Raw genomic sequence first — 18,289 nt, 5'->3', positions numbered from 1 at the left:
CGTGCCAGATGTTGCCGCCCGCACCTGTGAGAGGACTTGGATGCCGACTAGCGACGTCCCTGATGTGAGCGTCGTCATCATCGTTTACAACGATGAGGAACGGCTCCCGCGAGCGGTCCGGTCTGTTCTCGACCAGACCCTGAACAACCTCGAAGTGATCATCGCCGACGACTGTTCGACCGATGGCACCGAGCGTGTCGCGCGTTCTCTGGAAGCTTCCGACCCGCGTGTGCGCTACGTGCGGCTCGAACAGAACAGCGGCGGCTGCAGCGCGCCCCGCAACCGCGGCATCGCGGTCGCCCGCGCGCCGCACATCATGTTCCTGGACAGCGACGACGAGCTGCCCCGTCACGCCTGCAAGAGCCTGGTCCTCGTCGCCGAGGAGACCGGGGTCGACTTCGTCACCGGTGAGGTGACCCGCCTCTTCGAGGAGTCGAACACCACCGGCCTCTGGTACCCGCACCTCTTCACCGAGAAGCGGGTCGTCAACGGCATCGCCGAGGCCCCGGAGTACTTCTTCGACCACCTGTCGACGAACAAGCTCTACCGGACCGCGTTCATCCGGGACAACGCCCTCACCTTCCCCGAGGGCATCCACTACGAGGACCAGCTGTTCTCCGCGCAGGCCTTCTCGCTCGCGGAGTCCTTCGCCGTCGTCCCGTGGTCGGTCTACACCTGGCGCCTCGCGCCGGAGAGCGTCTCCATCTCCTCCAGCCGGCACAAGATCCAGAACGTCGCGGACCGCATCGGCGTGGCCCGGCTCATCGACACCTGGTTCGAGGAGAACGGCCGCGGGGAGCTGCGCGCGGAGAAGGACTACAAGTTCCTCCGCCACGACTTCCGTCTGTACCTGGGCGACCTGCCGTTCCGTGACCTCGAATGGATCGCCGAGTTCGCCGACGTGGTGAACCCGTACCTGGACGAGATCTCCGACGAGACCTACGCCCGGCTCTCCCGCGAGGAGCGCATCTGCATCCACCTGCTGCGCACCGGCCGCCTGGAGGAGCTCCAGGTCGCCGCCCGCCAGCTGGGCCGGCCGCAGCTCGCCCCGCGCTTCATGACGGAGGAGGGCGAGGCCACCTACTGGGGCGCCGTCGCCCCCGCCGACGACGCGAGCCGCAGCGCGCTGGACATCGGCGAGTGGTACATGCGCGAGCAGGTGCTCGCCACCGGCCGCATCCGGCACGAGCTGACCTCCGTGTCGATGCGGGGCCCGGTCCTGCACCTGGAGATCCGCACGTACGACCCGGCCGGCCTCATCACCGAGGGCACCCGGGCCTCGGTGAAGCTGGCCGCCCACAAGACGCCGCTCACGGTGCCGCTGACCCTCCAGCCGCAGGGCGAGGGACAGTACGTCTCCAAGGCCGAGCTCGACTTCCGCAAGGTGCCCGTCGGCAAGGTCGGCGTGGCGACCCGCCGCCACCCGGTGGTCGCCCTGGAGCGCGACGGAGCCCGCCGCACGGACGTCCTGCTGGCCGAGCACGACCAGCCGGACTTCCGCGCCACCGTCACGTACAACAAGTTCGGCATCCACCACCTCCGCATCAAGGCGGAGCAGAAGGGTGCCGGACGCCTCGAGGTGACCTGGCAGCGGTCCGGTGTCCTGAAGTCCCTCGAACCGCTCGGCCCCTACGCCCGCAAGGCCAAGGGCAAGGTCGGCAAGGTCAGGAAGATCCTCGTCGGCAACGAGGGCAAGGCCACCGCTTACGACGCCGTGTCCAAGCTCCCGCGGCGCAAGCGCGGCCTCGCCGTGTTCGAGGCCCTCGAGGGCCGCGGCTACGCCGACAGCCCGCGCTACATCTACGAGGAGCTCAAGCGCCGCAACCTCCCGATCGACGTGGTCTGGTCGTACTCCGGCGACCGCTCGTCCTTCCCGGAGGACGTCACCCTCGTCAAGCGCGGAAGCTTCGCGTACGGACGTGCGCTGGCCCGCGCCACCTACTGGGTCGACTCGCACAACCTGCCGTACCTGTACCCGAAGCCGAAGGGCACCCGGTACCTCCAGACCTGGCACGGCCAGACGTTCAAGGCGATGGGCTTCGACGTGCCCTCGCTGCGTGGCGCGTCGGACATCGAGAAGGGCCGCTTCCGCGCCGCCGTCGGCCGCTGGGACGCCCTCGTCTGCCCCAGCGCCGAGTTCGAGCGGACCTTCGTCCCGGCCTTCGAGGTCTCGGCCGACCTGATCCGCTCCGGCTACCCGCGCAACGACGTGCTGGTGCGCTGGGCCGAGCCCGAGCAGCAGGCCAGGGCCGCCGCCGTCCGCGAGGCGCTGAACATCCCGGCCGACAAGAAGGTCCTGCTCTACGCCCCGACGTTCCGTGACGCGGCCCGCCGCACCGGACAGTCGGTGCGGGTGGACCTGGAAGCGCTGGCCCCGCACCTCTCCGACGAGTGGATCATCGTCGTACGGACCCACCCGTACGACCGGTTCAAGATCGCTCCGGAGCTCGGCCACTTCCTGCGCGACGGCTCCTCCTACGCCGACATCAACGATGTGATGCTGGCCTCGGACGCGGTCCTCACGGACTACTCCTCGCTGATGTTCGACTACGCCAACACCGGACGTCCGATACTGCTCTACACGGACGACTACGAGGCGTACAAGGGCGGCGACCGCGGCACGTACTACGACCTCGAAGAGATCGCGCCGGGTCCGATGGTGACGACCACCGAGGACCTCGCCGCCGCCGTGCGGGACCTGGAGGGCACCCAGGAGCGCCACGCCCAGCGGTACGCGCGCTTCCAGGAAATGTTCTGCTCGTACGAGACCGGCCACGCCAGCAAGATGGTGGTCGATGCTTTTTTCGAAGGCGGCACCCATGACTGAGGCCTCCCCTGTCCGCAACGTGTTCTTCGTCGGCATCGACGTCGACTCGATGGGTGGATCCCAGCGGGTGCTGCACACCCTTGCCCAGGGCATGGGGGAGCGCGGTCACCGCGTCGAGCTGATCGGCATCCGGCCGAGCCCCGAGCCGTTCCCGTACAACGCCACGCGCTCGTACCGGCACACGACGCTGTACCCGGCCCCCTCCGAGCCCAAGCCGCCCGTGCGCACGGTCGGCGACCGGATCAGCCTGGCGCGGCGCTCCGACGCCCGCCGCGCCCGCTCCGACCGCGACAACGCGCGCGCGGAGTTCGAGCGGAAGCTGGCCGAGGTCGAGGACGGCTACATCGTCTTCGGCTCGCCGTGGGCGGTCGACTGGGTCATGCCGCTGAAGTGGCGGCACCTCAAGGGCATCGGGCAGTACCACGAGTCCTTCGCGCAGGCGAAGCGGAGCGCCAACCTCGGCCTGATCCGGCGTCACTACCCGGATCTGGAGCAGACCCTGGTGCTCTCCGAGGGCGACGCGGTCGAGTTCGTCAACCAGCGCGTGCCGAACGTGCGCGTCATGCCGAACCCGCTGCCGTTCTTCCCGGACGAGCTGGCCCCGCTCGACACCCGCAAGATCGGCGCGGTCGGCCGGCTCGACCCGATCAAGCGGTACGACCGCATGATCGAGGCCTTCGCGGAGGCCCACAAGGGCCGTGACGGCTGGGAGCTGCACCTCTTCGGCGAGGGCCCGCTGGAGGGCGAGCTCCGGATGCGCGCCGAGGACCTCGGCGTCGCCGACCAGGTCGTCTTCCGGGGCACGGCGCAGGACATGGCCGCCGCCTACCGCGAGCTGTCCGTCGTCGCGATCAGCAGTGAGCGCGAGGGCCGCCCGATGGCGCTGGCCGAGGCCGCCGCCTGCGGCGTGCCGTGCGTGAGCTTCGACGTCTCCGGCGGTGTCCGTGAGCTCGTCGCGGACGGCGTCTCCGGCACCCTGGTGCCGCCGGCCGACGTGCCGGCGCTCGCCGCCGCGCTCGGCGAGCTGATGGACGACGACGCGATGCGCCTGCGATACGGCAGGGCCGGCCGCGAGCACGTCGCGCACCTGGCGCTGCCGCACGTCCTCGACCAGTGGGAGGCTGCGTTCGAGGAGATCGAACGCTAGACCCGAAGGCATCCGAAGCCCCGTCCGGCCACGTGTCCGGGCGGGGCTTCGGCGTGTCCCGGGCCACTCCAGGAGCCGCCGGGAGGCCAGGAGGCTGTGGCTACACTGTCGGAATGACCTGGCTCATCACCGGCGGCGCCGGTTACATCGGTTCCCACGTCGTCAAAGCAATGACCGAGGGCGGCGAGCACGTCGTCGTGGTCGACGACCTCAGCACCGGCAACCCCGCGCGCGTCCCCGAGGGCATCGTCCTGGAGCAGGGCACGGTCCTCGACCGCGAGTTCCTCGACCGGGTGCTGCGCGAGCACCAGATCAAGGGCATCGTCCACCTGGCCGGCAAGAAGCAGGTCGGCGAGTCCGTCGAGAAGCCGCTGTACTACTACCGCGAGAACGTGACGGGTCTGCAGACGATCCTCGACGCGGCGGCCTCGGCCGGCGTGAAGAGCTTCCTCTTCTCCTCCTCCGCCTCCGTCTACGGCATGCCCGACGTGGACCTCGTCACCGAGGACACCGAGTGCCTGCCGCTCAGCCCGTACGGCGAGACGAAGCTCGTCGGCGAGTGGATGGCCCGCGCCGTCGGCCAGGCCCACGGCCTGTCCACGGCCTGCCTGCGCTACTTCAACGTGGCGGGCGCGGCTGCCCCGGAGCTTGCCGACACCGGTGTCTTCAACCTCGTGCCGATGGTCTTCGAGCGCCTCGACGCCGGAGAGTCCCCGCGCATCTTCGGTGACGACTACCCGACGCCGGACGGCACCTGCATCCGCGACTACATCCACGTCGCCGACATCGCGGACGCGCACCTGGCCGCGGCCCGCGCGCTCGCGGCGGCGGGCGAGGCCGGCGAGACGGCCACGCTGACCCTGAACATCGGGCGCGGCGAGGGCGTGTCGGTGCGCGAGATGGTGAACCTCATCAACGAGATCACCGGTCACAGCGTCGAGCCCGTCGTCACCCCGCGCCGACCGGGCGACCCGGCCCGCGTGGTGGCCTCGGCCGAGCACATCGAGGCGGAGCTGGGCTGGAAGGCGCAGCACGACGTCCGCTCCATGATCAGCTCCGCCTGGGAGGGCTGGGGCGCCCACCGCGCGGTCCGCGCGGCCGTCTGACACGGACGTTCTGACACCGACGTCTGACGCGGACGTCTGACGAGGACGTCTGACACCGACGTCTGACGCGGACGTCTCGCGCAGGGCGGGGTGCCCCCGGGCCGGGGGCACCCCGCTTTCGCGTGCCCGGGTTTCGCGCGGATCCGCAGGGGCGCCGGGCCTCAGGGCCGGTGGATGCGGTTCACGCGGTAGTACGTGGCCGTGCACTGCGCCGCCCAGTCCCGCTCGTACGAGGACGCGAAGAGGGGCTCGGAGAGGCCGCCGATGAGCAGCGGTCGGTACGCGACGTCCCGGGCGCCCCCCGCCACCTGCTCCCGGATACGGGCGTTCTGGCGGTCCCAGGCGACGGAGCGCACCACCGTGCTCGTGGTCAGCGCGTGCACCGGCTGCACCAGGGCGGCCGCGCTGCCGACGGCGACGGCGCCGACCGCCACGAGGACGGCGGCGCGCCGGGCGGGACGCGCGGGCTCCGACAGGCGCCGCCCCAGCAGATGGCCGCCCCACGCCCCGTACGCGCAGAGGGTGATCAACAGCGGGAGCAGGAAGCTCGTCCAGGTGCGGCCGTAGGTCCAGCCGACGTCCCCGTAGCCGCTGCGCAGCCCGAAGACGACGGCCAGCCCGGCGAGGCCGATCAGCGGCAGCGGCAGGAGCACCACCACGCGGAACAGGGTGCGCGGGGGGAGACCCGGAGCCGCCTGGCGGTCCGGGGCGACCCGGCGGCCGCCGCCGCCCTCCTGGCGGGGTCCGGCGGCGGCGAGCGCCAGGCCGAGCAGCGCGCCGACGGCGAGCGCCCCCAGGTAGGCCCATTGGCCGCCGATCGTCTGCCAGAGGCGCCACCAGTCGTGGAAGGTCTCTCCGATGCTCGCGGCCGTCAGCGGCTCCTGGGGGTTCTGGGCCCGCCGCCAGCGCGCTCCGGGGGAGGTGTAGAGCAGGGCGAGGCCGGTCACGAGCCCGAGGCAGGCCGCCGCGCACCAGGAGGACACGTACCGGTCCCGGGTCCAGCCGAACCGGGGCAGACAGAGGACACCCACGGTGGCCGCGAACAACCCGGCCACCAGGGTGAAGGGTTCGCTCAGCATCCCGAGCGCCACCCCGACCAGGAGCGCCGACGCCACCGCCGCGGTCCTGGCCCACCGCACGCCGCTGCGCGCGGCGCGGACCGCGCACAGCACGGTCCAGATGCCGATCACGCTCGGCAGGGTGTGGGAGATCGTCGCCGGGGCCCAGAGGAGTACCTGGTACGAGCGGGTGCCGGCGAAGAACAGCAGCGCGGTGATGAGCGCCGCGGCGGCCACGAGCAGCACGGCGGGCGGGTCGGCGGGCTGCTCGCCGGGCTGGGCGGCGGGCTGTTCGGTGGGAGGGGCGGCGGGCTGTTCGGCGGGCGGCGCGGTGGGAGGGGCGGCGGGCTGTTCGGCGGGCTGTTCGGTGGGAGGGGCGGCGGGCTGTTCGGCGGGCTGTTCGGTGGGTGGCGCGGTGGGCGGCGTGGTGGTCGGACCGCCGGGCTCGTCGCCCGCGCGTGCGGCCCGGCGCAGCGAGCGCAGGGCGGTGCGGCCGAGGAGGAACAGGCCGGTGCCGAGCGTGAGGACGAGGAAGGCGGGCAGCAGCTTCGGTCCCCGCATGCCGTCGGAGTAGAGGAGGCCGGTGAGGAAGGCATTGGTGACGCGCCCGTTCTGGGTGCGGTAGAAGTCCGAGGTGATCCCCAGGACCCCCATGTCGCGGGCCTTCCAGAGCGCACACCAGTCGTCCGACGTGGGGCGTACGTAGACCCCGAGGAAGGCGCCGACCGAGAGCAGGGCCCCGGCACCGGCGGCGACGACCAGTGCGATCCAGGGCAGTACCCGCCGGAGGCCGTCCTGAGGCCCGGCTGCGTCTCCGGTCACCTCGGCACCCCCGCTGCCGCCCGTGCCGTCTGCGTGCTGCTCGTCCTGCCCGCCCTTCCGCATGCCTGCGTCCCCGTGCTCCGAGATGGTCGTCCTGCTCAACGGTCATCGCTCCAGCTGGCCAAGGTCCGTGGCGTGTCACCCCAATGGGTGACAGATGGGTCAAAATGCCACGTATATCAATATCTTCCCCACATGCTTTGCTCCATGGACGACATGCCGACCAGGAGCGGTCACTCGGACGACGCCGGGCGGCCACCGCCGCGCCGTACCGTGGCCGCGCTGCTCGAAGGAGAGTCCGGTGGCGGTCCATCCAGTCCTTCAGGACGTCCTCTCGCCCATCCCTCTGGAGTGACCGTTCCATGACCAGGCTTTCCGTCGTCGTCCCCTGCTTCAACGAGGAGGACGTCATCGAGCGGTTCGATGCGCGGATGCGACAGGTGCTCGACGCACTCCCGGTCGGATACGAGATCTGCTACGTCGACGACGGAAGCTCCGACGGAACGCTGGGCAAGCTCCGCGAGATCGCCGCCCGGCACCCGCAGCGCACCCAGTACGCCTCCTTCAGCCGCAACTTCGGCAAGGAGGCCGCCATGCTCGCCGGCCTGCGCAAATCCACCGGCGACGCCGTCGTCATCATGGACGCCGACCTCCAGCACCCGCCCGAGCTGCTCGCGCGCATGCTCGACCTCTACCACCAGGGCCACGACCAGGTGATGGCGCGGCGCACCCGCGAGGGCGACAAGAAGGTCCGTACGGCACTCAGCCGCGTGTACTACCGGGCCGTCAACCGCTGGGTCGACGTCGAACTCACGGACGGCGTGGGCGACTTCCGGCTGCTCTCCCGCCCCGCCGTCGACGCCCTGCTGTCGCTGCCCGAGTACAACCGCTTCTCCAAGGGCCTCTTCTCCTGGATCGGCTTCGACACCGTCACCTTCGACTACCAGAACGCCGCGCGCGAGGGCGGTGAGACGAAGTGGAAGTTCAGCTCCCTGCTCAACTACGGCATGGACGGGCTGATCTCCTTCAACAACCGTCCGCTGCGCATCGCCCTCTGGCTCGGCATGATGCTCACCGGCCTCGCCGCCCTCTACGCGGTCTGGGTGACCGTCGCGGCGATCACGCAGGGCGTCACCGCGCCCGGTTACGTCACGCTGGTCGCGATCATCGTGGGGCTCGGGGGAGTCCAGATGGTGATGCTGGGACTGATCGGCGAGTACATCGGCCGCATCTACTACGAGACGAAGCGCCGGCCGCACTTCCTCGTGAAGGAGACCCACCGCTCCTTCGGCCGCGCGGCCGCCGAGCGCGCCACCGCCGAACGGATCCGCGTCGTGACCACCGAGCGGGAGCGCTGATGGAGCCGGTCCGGGGGAGCGGCGCCGAGGGCGGGTCCGGGAACGGGTCCGGGGCCGAGGGCGAGGCCGGGAGCAGGTCCGGTGGCGGGGTCGAGGGTGGGGCCGGGAGCAGGTCCGGTGGCGGGGTCGAGGGTGGGGCCGGTGACGGGTCCGGCGGGCGGCGGGCGCGGCTCGCGGAGATCTTCCGCTTCGCCCTGGTCGGCGGCGTCAACACCGGGACGTTCTTCGGCTGTTACCTGCTCCTGCACCCGTGGATGCCGTACTTCGCCGCGTACTCCCTCGCCTTCCTCCTCAGCATGATCGGCTCCTTCTTCCTCAACACCTACTTCACCTACCGCACCCGGCCGACGTGGAAGAAGTTCGCCCTCTTCCCGCTCACCAACGTCACCAACTACCTGGTGCAGAGCGTCGGTCTCTACGCGCTCGTCACCTGGGCCGGAATGGACGACAGAATCGCGCCACTCGTCGCGGCCGTCGTCGCGATCCCCTTCACCTACCTGATCTCCCAGCGGATCCTGGTGCCCCGCGGCAGCGGCGAGCCGCCCGCCGACTCGGGTCCAGGGAGCGAAACGGACGAGCGGCAGCCCTCCCGGCTCGCGTAGATTGCCTGGCAGCCGCGGCGGGGAGCGCGCGGCGCGTGGGACAGCCGAGTGAGGACGACGCAGGTGACGACGCAGGTGACGGGACAGACGGACGTGGCAAGGCAGTACGTGACGGAGGCCCGCAGGATCGTCGTCAAGGTCGGCTCCTCCTCGCTCACCACCGCCTCCGGAGGCCTCGACGCCGACCGCGTCGACGCCCTCGTCGACGTGCTCGCCAAGGTCCGCAGCGGTGGCGAGAAGGAGATCGTCCTCGTCTCCTCAGGCGCCATCGCCGCGGGACTCGCACCGCTCGGCCTCACCCGCCGCCCCAAGGACCTCGCCCGCCAGCAGGCCGCCGCCAGCGTCGGCCAGGGCCTCCTCGTCGCCCGCTACACCGCCTCCTTCGCCCGCTACGGCGTCCGCGTCGGCCAGGTCCTCCTCACCACCGACGACACCAGCCGGCGCGCCCACTACCGCAACGCGTACCGGACCCTGGACCAGCTCCTCGCCATGGGCGCGCTGCCCGTCGTGAACGAGAACGACACCGTCGCCACGGACGAGATCCGCTTCGGCGACAACGACCGGCTCGCCGCCCTCGTCGCCCACCTCGTCCGCGCCGACCTGCTCGTGCTGCTCTCCGACGTCGACGGGCTGTACGACGGAGACCCGTCCAAGCCCGGCACGTCGAGGATCGCGCAGGTCACCGGCCCTTCGGACATCGCCCACGTCGAGATCGGCTCGGCCGGCAAGGCGGGCGTCGGCACCGGCGGCATGGTCACCAAGGTCGAGGCGGCCCGGATCGCCGCCGCCGCGGGCACCCCCGTCGTCCTCACCTCCGCGAGCCGCGCCGCCGACGCCCTCGCGGGCCGGGACACCGGCACCTACTTCGAGCGCACCGGCCGCCGCTCAGCCGACCGGCTGCTCTGGCTCGCCCACGCCTCCACCCCGCAGGGCTCCCTCAGCCTCGACGACGGAGCCGTACGGGCCGTCGTCGAGGGCAAGAAGTCCCTGCTCGCGGCCGGTGTCGCAGCCGTCGAGGGCGACTTCGTGGCCGGCGACCCCGTCGAGCTCCGCGACGCCTCCGGCCGGGCCGTCGCCCGCGGCCTCGTCAACTTCGACGCCAAGGAGCTGCCGCGGATGCTCGGCCGCTCCACGCGCGAGCTCGCCAAGGACCTCGGGCCCGAGTACGAGCGCGAGGTCGTCCACCGCGACGACCTGGTCGTCATCCGCTGAGGCGGCGACGCCGAAACGGCTGAAAGTCTGGCCATCCGGAAGGGACGTTTACCAAAACCGCCCCATGTGCCGCCTCGGACTGGTCAACTTTGTCTCGGGGGTAAGACAAGGCGGGGTACAGCACCACACGCATCACACAGGAGGCCGCCGGTGAGACGAGCGCGCCCTGGGGCACCGCCCCGCGGGACTGCCGAACGCGCCCTGACCAGTGTCGAGGCCGGAGCCGACTTCGACGAGGCACGGGACAGGTCCACGGACAGGAAGACCGAGACCACCACCGAGACACGTGAGGAACGGCCGGTGTCCAAGCTCTGGCACATCACTCTCAGTGTGTCGGGCGTGGAGTCACCGCTGAAGGAGGTGCGACGCGGGCTCGAACAGCTGGCCCACGACCACCCCTTCCTGCTGACCAGCCGCTACGCCAACGACCACGCCGAGATCCGGTACTGGGAAGAGGCCCGCGACCTGCACGACGCGGCGGCCGTCGCCCTGCGCCTGTGGGGCGAGCACCGGCAGACCGCCAAGCTGCCGCCCTGGGAGATCGTGGGCCTCGAGGTCATCGACCGCGAGACCTACCACCAGCGCATCGCGGAGGGCTACGGCCCACCACCCGCCGCCCCGGTCGGCGTCCACCCCTACTGACGGGCGGGACGCCCCGGCGCCGGGGTAAGCATCCGCGTCGGTCGCCGCGCGGGGGTCCGCATCCGCGTCGGTCGCCGCGCGGGGGTACGTCTCGGAGTGCGGGATACGTGAGGGATGTCCGCAGTGGTGCCAGTACCCTGCGGACATGACCTCGCTCACGCCCCTCGACAACCTCTCCCCGGTCACCCGGGCCGCCTACCGGGCCCGTGGCGCCGCCGCCGAAATCGCGCCACTCCCGCGCGCGGCCAAGGACGACGCGCTCCTCGCGATCGCGGACGCCCTCGAAGTCCGCACCGCCGAGATCGTCGAAGCCAACGCCGTGGACATCGCCAAGGCCCGCGAAGCCGGGACCAGCGAGGCCATCATCGACCGTCTGACCCTCACCCCGGACCGCGTCCGGGCCATCGCCGCCGACGTCCGTGACGTCGCCGCGCTGCCCGACCCCGTCGGCGAGGTCGTCCGCGGCTCGACCCTCCCCAACGGCATCGACCTGCGCCAGGTCCGCGTCCCGCTCGGCGTCGTCGGCATCATCTACGAGGCCCGCCCCAACGTCACGGTCGACGCCGCCGCCCTCTGCCTCAAGTCCGGCAACGCCGTCCTCCTCCGCGGCTCGTCCTCCGCGTACGCCTCCAACACCGCCCTGGTGACCGTCCTGCGCGACGCCGTCGGCGGTGCCGGACTGCCGGCCGACGCGATCCAGCTCGTCCCCGGCGAGTCCCGCGAATCGGTCCGCGAGCTGATGCGCGCCCGCGGCCTCGTCGACGTCCTCATCCCGCGCGGCGGAGCCTCCCTCATCCGCACCGTCGTCGAGGAGTCCACCGTCCCGGTCATCGAGACCGGCACCGGCAACTGCCACGTCTACGTCGACGCCCAGACCGACCTCGACATGGCCGTCGACATCCTGATCAACTCCAAGGCCCATCGGGTCAGCGTCTGCAACGCCGCCGAGACCCTCCTCGTCCACCAGGACGTCGCCGAGGCCTTCCTGCCCAAGGCCCTCGCCGCCCTCGCCGAGGCCGGCGTCACCGTCCACGCCGACGAGCGGGTCCTCGCCCTCGCCGAGGGCTCCAAGGCCACCGTCGTCCCGGCCACGCCCGAGGACTGGGAGACGGAGTACCTCTCGTACGACATCGCCGCCGCCGTCGTCGACTCCCTCGACAAGGCCGTCGAGCACATCCGGATGTGGTCCTCCGGTCACACCGAGGCGATCGTCACCACCTCGCAGGCCGCGGCCCGCCGTTTCACCCAGCTGGTCGACTCCACCACGGTCACCGTGAACGCCTCCACCCGGTTCACGGACGGCGGCCAGTTCGGCTTCGGCGCGGAGATCGGCATCTCCACCCAGAAGCTCCACGCCCGGGGCCCGATGGGCCTTCCCGAGCTGACCTCGACCAAGTACATCGTCACCGGTGACGGTCACGTGCGGTAACACCTCCTTTCGGTACGGGCGGGGAGGGTTCGCACTCTCCCTGCCCAAAAGCACCTTCCGGGTCTACTCTGAATCCGTGCCGGACGACGTGGGGGGCAGGCCGTTCCAGGACGGCGGGGACCCCGAGGACTCTGTCGACCGCGGAGGCGCCGACGAGGTCCACGCCGACGTGGTCTTCGACGAGGACTTCGTCAGGGCCGCCACCATCCACGAGCCCACCGCGGTCGAGCGGCTCCTCGCCGCCGCCCAGGCCCGTGCCGAGGCCGAGGCGGCCCGCGCCCGCGCCGGCGGCGGATCCGTCGAGGACGACCCCTACGGGGACGGGCACGACCCCCTGGGCCTCACCTACGAGCCGGACGACGTCGGTGACGACGCCAGCCCCTACGGCCGCCACGGCGGGGCCCTGCGCCCCTACCGCGGCCGGGCCCGCTGGCTCCGGCCCGTCGCCTGGGTCCTCGCCCTCGTCATGGGCATCGGCATGGTCGCCCTCGCCTTCAGCGCCGTCTACCGGGGCGCGGCCGCCAGCCATGACGACCAGGTCCCGCCGCCGGCCACGACCGGCGTCGACACGCCGAACCCCAACCCGGCCCCACCGGCAGCCCAGGCCCCCGCTCCCGCCCCCGTCGCCCGGACGGCGTCACCCGGTTAGGCGCCCCGCGCCCCTCGCGTTCTGGGCGCCCCGCGGCCCCGGGCACACTCTGACGGCGGAATTCTTCCGAACTGGTCTCTGAGCGTTTACCGAAGCCCGTACGGACCTACCCTGAAGGTATGGCAGGGCGTGGCGACCCGCCTGAGGGGACACCCGAGGGGTTCCCCGGCGGTGGTGAGGACGAGTACCGATCCGTCGTCTTCGACGAGGCGTTCATCCGCGCTGCCCACCTCCAGGAGTTCTCGGCGCAGGAGCGGATGGGCGAGCACGCCCGGGCCGTCCGCAGCCGGTCGTCGTGGAGCGAGGGCCGGACCGGCTCCCGCCAGGCGATCATGCTCGTGCTGCTGATCCTTCTCGCCTTCGGCACCGCCATCTACCTGGGTGTCCGCAACCCGTACCAGCCCCCCGTGGACCAGCGGGCCGAGCCCCTGCGGACCACCGTGGTCCCGCTCGCCCCCCAGGGCCCCGTCCCGGGCGGCGCTCCCGCCCAGCTCTTCGCCCACAGCCCCGCCGCCGAGTTCCGCACCGGGGCCGCCGGCATCAACCTGCCCGTCGCCGGGCGCACCTCCCACTTCGCCGAGAGCCAGGTCGTCACCGGCCTCAGCATCGCCAAGGACTACCTGGTGGCCTCCGCCCTGGAGCCCGACGTCCTGTCCGGGGCGACCGTCCGGCCCGCGCGCCTGCTCCTCGACCCGGACCAGCTGGAACAGTTCGACCGGAGCGTCGAATCCCCCGCCGACGACGGCCGGCACGCCCTCGCGGGCTGGCTCGTCCGCTTCGACCCCCGGAAGGTGGCCCTCGCGGAGCCCGCCGCCCGCGTGCAGGGCACCCTCCGCTTCGAGGAGACGGGCCCCGACACGCTGGACGTCACCGCGGACCACACGTACACCTACGCCCTCCGCCCGGCCGTCCAGGGCGCGGGGCCGGTCGCCGCGGCCTCCCTCTTCACGGTCCACCGCGTGGTGCACTTCCGCTTCGACCGCGAGGACCTGCGCATGCACCGCGCCGAGCTGCTGACCAGCACCGTGGAGGCCGGGCCGCAGGCGTGCGGCGCCGACACCACGGGCTCCCTGAAGCCGCTCCTGGCGGGAGCGCGGGCCTCCGACGCGGGCAGTGGCCCGGCGGTCACCGACCCGTACGCCACCGCCCGGCCCGCCGCCCCCGCGCTGTGCGGGGCGCTGGCACCGGGCGCTCAGCCCTCGCTCTGACCCTTCGCGCCGTTCCCGGGCGTGTCGTCCCCGGTCCCGGAGTCCGTCCCGGTCCCGTCCCCGGCCGCGCCGCCGTCCGCCTTCTGGCCGCCCTGACCGCCCCCGAACCGGTTGCGGAGCCGTCCGCCCAGGTCGCCCGCCAGGTCACCGGCGCCCCCGGCTATGTCCCCGACCAGCTTCATCAGGGGATCCTTGCTGGTCCGCACCGTGTCGGCGTAGTGCCCGGCCGACTCGCGGAAGGAGTCCGTGACCGAGGTGTCCTTGTCCTCCGAGCGCTTCGGGTAGTGCCCGTCCATGATCCGCTGGAAGTCGCGGCTCTCGGACCACTTCTTCAGCTCCGCCGCCCGGACGGCGGTGAACGGGTGCGAGCGCGGCAGTACGTTGAGGATCTTCAGGACCGAGTCCCTCAGGTCCCCGGCCTTCTCGTACTCGTCGGCCTGGGCGAGGAACGCGTCCACGTTCATCTCGTGCAGGTGGTTGCCGCCGGCGATCTTCATCAGGCCGCGCATCGAGGCCCGCACGTCCTGGCCGACGAGGAGTCCGGCCCGGTCGGCGGAGAGCTCCGACTTGCGGAACCACTCGCGCAGCGCGGTCACGATGGCCGTGATCGCGACCGTCCCCAGCGGGATCCAGGCGATCTTGAGCGCGAGGTTGGTGAGGAACAGCAGGACCGTGCGGTACACGGCGTGTCCGGAGAGCGCGTGTCCGACCTCGTGGCCGACGACCGCCCGCATCTCCTCCTCGTCGAGGAGCTCCACCAGACCGGTGGTGAGAACGATGATCGGCTCGTCCAGGCCGATGCACATCGCGTTGGGCTTCGGGTCCTGCGTGACGTACATCGGCGGGACCTTCTCCAGGTCCAGGACGTAACAGGCGTCCCTCAGCATGTCGTTGAGGTGGATGAACTGCGCGTCGCTCACCCGGACGGAGTCCGAGAGGTAGAGGAGCCGCAGACTGCGCTCCGGCAGCAGCCCGCTGAGCGCCTTGAAGGCCGTGTCGAAGCCGCTGAGCTTCCGCAGGGCCACGAGGGCCGAGCGGTCGGCCGGATGCTCGTAGGCCCGCGAGGAGATGCCGGGGAACCGCTTCCGCTGCCTGCTCGGCACGTTCCCCTGGTCGTTCTCGGTCATGGATGCCCCCTGTTCGTACGAGTCGGTGCTCGTCCCCCTGACTGAACCCAGCGTAGGCGGTGGCGCTACCGTGTGGCGGAGCCTGTGGATAACTAGGGCACCGAGGACGACCGAAGGGCACGACCGACATGCCGGACACCGCCGACGCCGCAGCCGCCCTGCTCGCGGCCGCCGCCCAGCAGGGGCCGGGCGACACGCTCCGGATCGTGCTGCTCGTCTCGATCGTGGGCGGGGCCTTCCTCGCCTGGTTCCTGCTGCGCGGGTACCGCTCCGAGGACACCGGCGAGGACAACGCGGACGACAGCGCGAACGACAGCGCGAACGGCAGGGCGAACGACTCGGCCGTCGGCGGCACCGACCGTGACGCCAACGCCTGAGTCGGCGTGAGCGCGCCGCGACCGCCCGCATACGATGTGCGCGAAGTCTCCGCTCCCATCCCCGATCGATAGGTCTGCCGAAGATGAGCCTCCACAGCACCGCCGCCCACCTCGTCACGCTCGCCGAGGGCGCCGAGCACGGCGGCAACCACGAAAGCCTCAGCCCCTACCTCACCGGCTTCGGTGCCTTCGGCACCCTGCTTCTGCTGCTGTGGATCACCACCCGCTTCAACCGCGACCGCTGAACCGGAGACCGCTGATCCGGCGTCCGCCGCCGTGCCAGTAGGCTCTGCACGCATGGGAGAGCAGGAAGTGCCTACTGGCGGGCGCGGGAAGCGCCGACTCGGCGTGATGGGCGGAACCTTCGACCCGATCCACCACGGACACCTGGTGGCGGCCAGCGAGGTCGCCGCCCTGTTCCACCTGGACGAGGTGGTGTTCGTACCGACCGGCGAGCCGTGGCAGAAGAACCACAAGGTCGTCTCGGCGGCCGAGGACCGCTATCTGATGACGGTCATCGCCACGGCGTCCAACCCGCAGTTCTCCGTGAGCCGGATCGACATCGACCGCGGCGGCGCGACGTACACCATCGACACCCTGCGGGACCTGCGGTCTCTCAACAGTGACTCGGACCTGTTCTTCATCACCGGGGCCGACGCGCTGTCGCAGATCCTCACCTGGCGCGACGCCGAGGAGCTCTTCTCGCTCGCCCACTTCATCGGCGTCACCCGGCCGGGTCACGACCTCACCGACGACGGCCTGCCCAAGGGCGGGGTCTCGCTCGTCGAGATCCCCGCGCTCGCCATCTCCTCCACCGACTGCAGGGTGAGGGTCGCGCAGGGCGATCCCGTCTGGTACCTGGTCCCGGACGGCGTGGTGCGCTACATCGACAAGCGCCAGCTGTACCGCGGCGAGTGAGCTTCGGGGAGGGGCACCGGTGAACGATCAGCAGCACCCGTACGACCCGTACTATCCGCAGCCGCAGATCATCGGCTATGACCAGTACGGGCAGCCGGTGTACCAGCAGCCGCAGGCACAGCAGCAGGCACAGCAGCAGGCGCCCGCGCAGCACTACGACCCGTACGGCCAGCAGCAGCCGCAGCAGCAGGCGTACGGCTACGACCCCTACGCCCAGCAGCCGCAGGCCCAGGAACCGGTCCAGGCCCCGCAGTACGACCCGTACGGGCAGCAGGGCTACGCCTACCCCTCCTACGACACCGGGCAGCAGTGGGCCGCCCAGGCCGAGCCCGCACCCGTCCACGCCCCCGTCCAGGCCACGCCGGCCGCCCCCGCGGCGCCGGCCGCCCCGGTCGCGGCGCCGGCCGGAGTCCCCGGACAGCGCCCCGCCTCCGGGCGGTCCGCCCCGCCCCGGCAGGGCCAGGACGACCGCGCGTACCGCACCGAGCAGTTCTCGTTCATCGAGGAGCCCGACGAGGACTCCGAGGACGTCATCGACTGGCTCAAGTTCACCGAGAGCCGTTCGGAGCGGCGCGAGGAGGCCAGGCGGCGCGGCCGCAACCGGGTCATCGCGCTCGTCGTCGTCCTCGTGCTCGCCGTCGCCGGCGGCGTCGGCTACCTGTGGTCCGCGGGCCTGCTCCCCGGTTCGTCGGACCCGGAGACGAAGGCCGGGAACACCGCGACCGGCCCGCAGCAGCGCGACACGATCGTCGTCCACCTCCACGACCTGAAGAACGGCGGCACCTCCACCGCCCTGCTCGTGGACAACACGACGACCCGTCAGGGCACCACGATCCTCCTCCCCAACTCCGTCGTCGTCTCCGACGGAGAGGGCTCCGGGACCACCCTCGGCAAGTCCGTCGAGGACGACGGCTCCAGCGGCACCCGCGAGGCGATCGGCAACCTGCTCGGGGCGGAGATCACCGGCACCTGGCGGCTGGACACCCCGTACCTGGAGAACCTCGTCGAGTCCGTCAGCGGCATCGAGATCGACACCGACACGGCCCTGCCCGACACCAAGAAGGGCGCCGAGCCGCTCGTCCGGAAGGGCGAGAAGCAGACGCTGAACGGCCGCGCCGCCGTCGCCTACGCCACCTACCGGGCGCCCGGCGAGGCCGAGGCCAAGCAGCTCCAGCGCTTCGGCCAGGTCATGTACGGGGTGCTGCGCAAGTTCTCCAGCGACCCCCAGGCGGCCACGGTCACCATCGAGACCCTCCAGCAGATCCTCGACCCCTCGCTCCCGGAGAAGGACCTCGGCGCCTCCCTGGCCAAGCTCGCCGAGCACGCCAAGATCGGCGACTACAAGACGGCCCTGCTCCCGGTGGGGCAGGACGGCGCGCTGACCGAGGGCGCGAGCGACAGTGTGGTGAAGGACATCCTGGGCGGCAAGGTCACCGCCCCCGAGGCGGGCGAGGTGCCCCGGGTCTCGGTGCGGGACGGTTCCGGCAAGAAGGCGGCGGAGGCGGCCCGGGTCGTCCTGATCAACGGCGGCTACGCCGTCGCGGGCGGCACCGACGCGTCGGTCCAGGAGAAATCGCAGGTCTTCTACGGCGACGACGCCCAGAAGGCGACGGCGGTCGAGGTGGCCAAGACGCTGGGGCTGCCCGACGGCTCGGTCGAGAAGGGCAAGCCCTCGGGAACGATCGCGGTCACCGTGATCCTCGGCCAGGACTTCAAGGCCCCCGGGGCCCGGTAAGGGGCGCCCCGGAAAACGCCGACGGGGCCGTCGGCGGTCCGTGAGACCCTGGAGGGGTACTGGACCGCCGAC

Annotated in this window: 16 protein-coding genes; 14 read left to right on the top strand and 2 right to left on the bottom strand. The window is 71.6% G+C overall.

The window, feature by feature from the left end; all coding sequences use genetic code 11:
- The first annotated feature begins 64 nt into the window (after positions 1-64).
- The 3 genes from ACN9M0_RS11695 to galE all read left to right on the top strand — a co-directional run bounded on the left by ACN9M0_RS11695 (position 65) and on the right by galE (position 5,080).
- The gene (locus ACN9M0_RS11695) at positions 65-2,827 is read left to right on the top strand and encodes a bifunctional glycosyltransferase/CDP-glycerol:glycerophosphate glycerophosphotransferase (RefSeq protein WP_426403554.1); all 2,763 of its coding nucleotides are present in this window, start codon (positions 65-67) and stop codon (positions 2,825-2,827) included.
- Complete coding sequence (locus tag ACN9M0_RS11690; protein WP_366035785.1) at positions 2,820-3,974, top strand: glycosyltransferase; 1,155 nt, start codon at positions 2,820-2,822, stop codon at positions 3,972-3,974. Before ACN9M0_RS11695 ends, ACN9M0_RS11690 begins: the two co-directional genes overlap by 8 nt.
- A gap of 113 nt (positions 3,975-4,087) precedes the next feature.
- On the top strand, positions 4,088-5,080 hold the full coding sequence (gene galE, locus ACN9M0_RS11685) for a UDP-glucose 4-epimerase GalE (RefSeq protein WP_366035786.1): 993 nt from the start codon (positions 4,088-4,090) through the stop codon (positions 5,078-5,080).
- A gap of 161 nt (positions 5,081-5,241) precedes the next feature.
- Here the strand turns inward: galE and ACN9M0_RS11680 are convergent, their stop codons facing one another.
- Complete coding sequence (locus ACN9M0_RS11680; protein WP_426403553.1) at positions 5,242-7,062, bottom strand: DUF6056 family protein; 1,821 nt, start codon at positions 7,060-7,062, stop codon at positions 5,242-5,244.
- 260 nt (positions 7,063-7,322) lie between these two features.
- Here ACN9M0_RS11680 and ACN9M0_RS11675 point away from each other — a divergent pair, with 260 nt between their 5' ends.
- The 7 genes from ACN9M0_RS11675 (at position 7,323) to ACN9M0_RS11645 (ending at position 14,060) form a co-directional block, all read left to right on the top strand.
- The gene (locus ACN9M0_RS11675) at positions 7,323-8,318 is read left to right on the top strand and encodes a glycosyltransferase family 2 protein (RefSeq protein WP_366035788.1); all 996 of its coding nucleotides are present in this window, start codon (positions 7,323-7,325) and stop codon (positions 8,316-8,318) included.
- Positions 8,319-8,497: 179 nt separating this feature from the next.
- Entirely contained in the window at positions 8,498-8,920 is a 423-nt protein-coding gene (locus tag ACN9M0_RS11670) for a GtrA family protein (RefSeq protein ID WP_366035909.1), read from the top strand.
- A gap of 108 nt (positions 8,921-9,028) precedes the next feature.
- Positions 9,029-10,132 (top strand): glutamate 5-kinase, encoded by a 1,104-nt coding sequence (gene proB, locus ACN9M0_RS11665; RefSeq protein WP_366035910.1) that lies wholly within the window; start codon positions 9,029-9,031, stop codon positions 10,130-10,132.
- A gap of 150 nt (positions 10,133-10,282) precedes the next feature.
- Positions 10,283-10,774 (top strand): hypothetical protein, encoded by a 492-nt coding sequence (locus tag ACN9M0_RS11660; protein ID WP_225799839.1) that lies wholly within the window; start codon positions 10,283-10,285, stop codon positions 10,772-10,774.
- Between the two features lie 145 nt (positions 10,775-10,919).
- Entirely contained in the window at positions 10,920-12,203 is a 1,284-nt protein-coding gene (locus ACN9M0_RS11655) for a glutamate-5-semialdehyde dehydrogenase (RefSeq protein ID WP_366035789.1), read from the top strand.
- A 76-nt stretch (positions 12,204-12,279) separates the two neighbouring features.
- Positions 12,280-12,852 (top strand): hypothetical protein, encoded by a 573-nt coding sequence (locus tag ACN9M0_RS11650; RefSeq protein ID WP_366035790.1) that lies wholly within the window; start codon positions 12,280-12,282, stop codon positions 12,850-12,852.
- Positions 12,853-12,971: 119 nt separating this feature from the next.
- Positions 12,972-14,060: a hypothetical protein gene (locus tag ACN9M0_RS11645; RefSeq protein WP_366035791.1), complete on the top strand. Its 1,089-nt coding sequence runs from the start codon at positions 12,972-12,974 to the stop codon at positions 14,058-14,060.
- On the opposite strand, the gene ACN9M0_RS11640 is transcribed toward ACN9M0_RS11645, so the two are convergent.
- Positions 14,045-15,187, bottom strand: coding sequence for a M48 family metallopeptidase (locus ACN9M0_RS11640; protein ID WP_366035792.1), 1,143 nt, complete (start codon positions 15,185-15,187; stop codon positions 14,045-14,047). The two genes, ACN9M0_RS11645 and ACN9M0_RS11640, sit on opposite strands and share 16 nt — an antisense overlap.
- 128 nt (positions 15,188-15,315) lie before the next feature.
- Here ACN9M0_RS11640 and ACN9M0_RS11635 point away from each other — a divergent pair, with 128 nt between their 5' ends.
- The 4 genes from ACN9M0_RS11635 to ACN9M0_RS11620 all read left to right on the top strand — a co-directional run bounded on the left by ACN9M0_RS11635 (position 15,316) and on the right by ACN9M0_RS11620 (position 18,217).
- Complete coding sequence (locus tag ACN9M0_RS11635; protein ID WP_426405405.1) at positions 15,316-15,564, top strand: hypothetical protein; 249 nt, start codon at positions 15,316-15,318, stop codon at positions 15,562-15,564.
- 83 nt (positions 15,565-15,647) lie between these two features.
- The gene (locus tag ACN9M0_RS11630; protein WP_030684916.1) at positions 15,648-15,809 is read left to right on the top strand and encodes a hypothetical protein; all 162 of its coding nucleotides are present in this window, start codon (positions 15,648-15,650) and stop codon (positions 15,807-15,809) included.
- Between the two features lie 52 nt (positions 15,810-15,861).
- Positions 15,862-16,482: a nicotinate-nucleotide adenylyltransferase gene (nadD, locus tag ACN9M0_RS11625; protein WP_366035793.1), complete on the top strand. Its 621-nt coding sequence runs from the start codon at positions 15,862-15,864 to the stop codon at positions 16,480-16,482.
- Between the two features lie 19 nt (positions 16,483-16,501).
- On the top strand, positions 16,502-18,217 hold the full coding sequence (locus ACN9M0_RS11620) for an LCP family protein (RefSeq protein ID WP_426403552.1): 1,716 nt from the start codon (positions 16,502-16,504) through the stop codon (positions 18,215-18,217).
- Positions 18,218-18,289: the final 72 nt, after the last annotated feature.

It is taken from the genome of Streptomyces sp. R-07, assembly GCF_049913175.1.
GTDB lineage: Bacteria > Actinomycetota > Actinomycetes > Streptomycetales > Streptomycetaceae > Streptomyces.
This window is presented reverse-complemented; position numbering and strand designations above follow the sequence as displayed.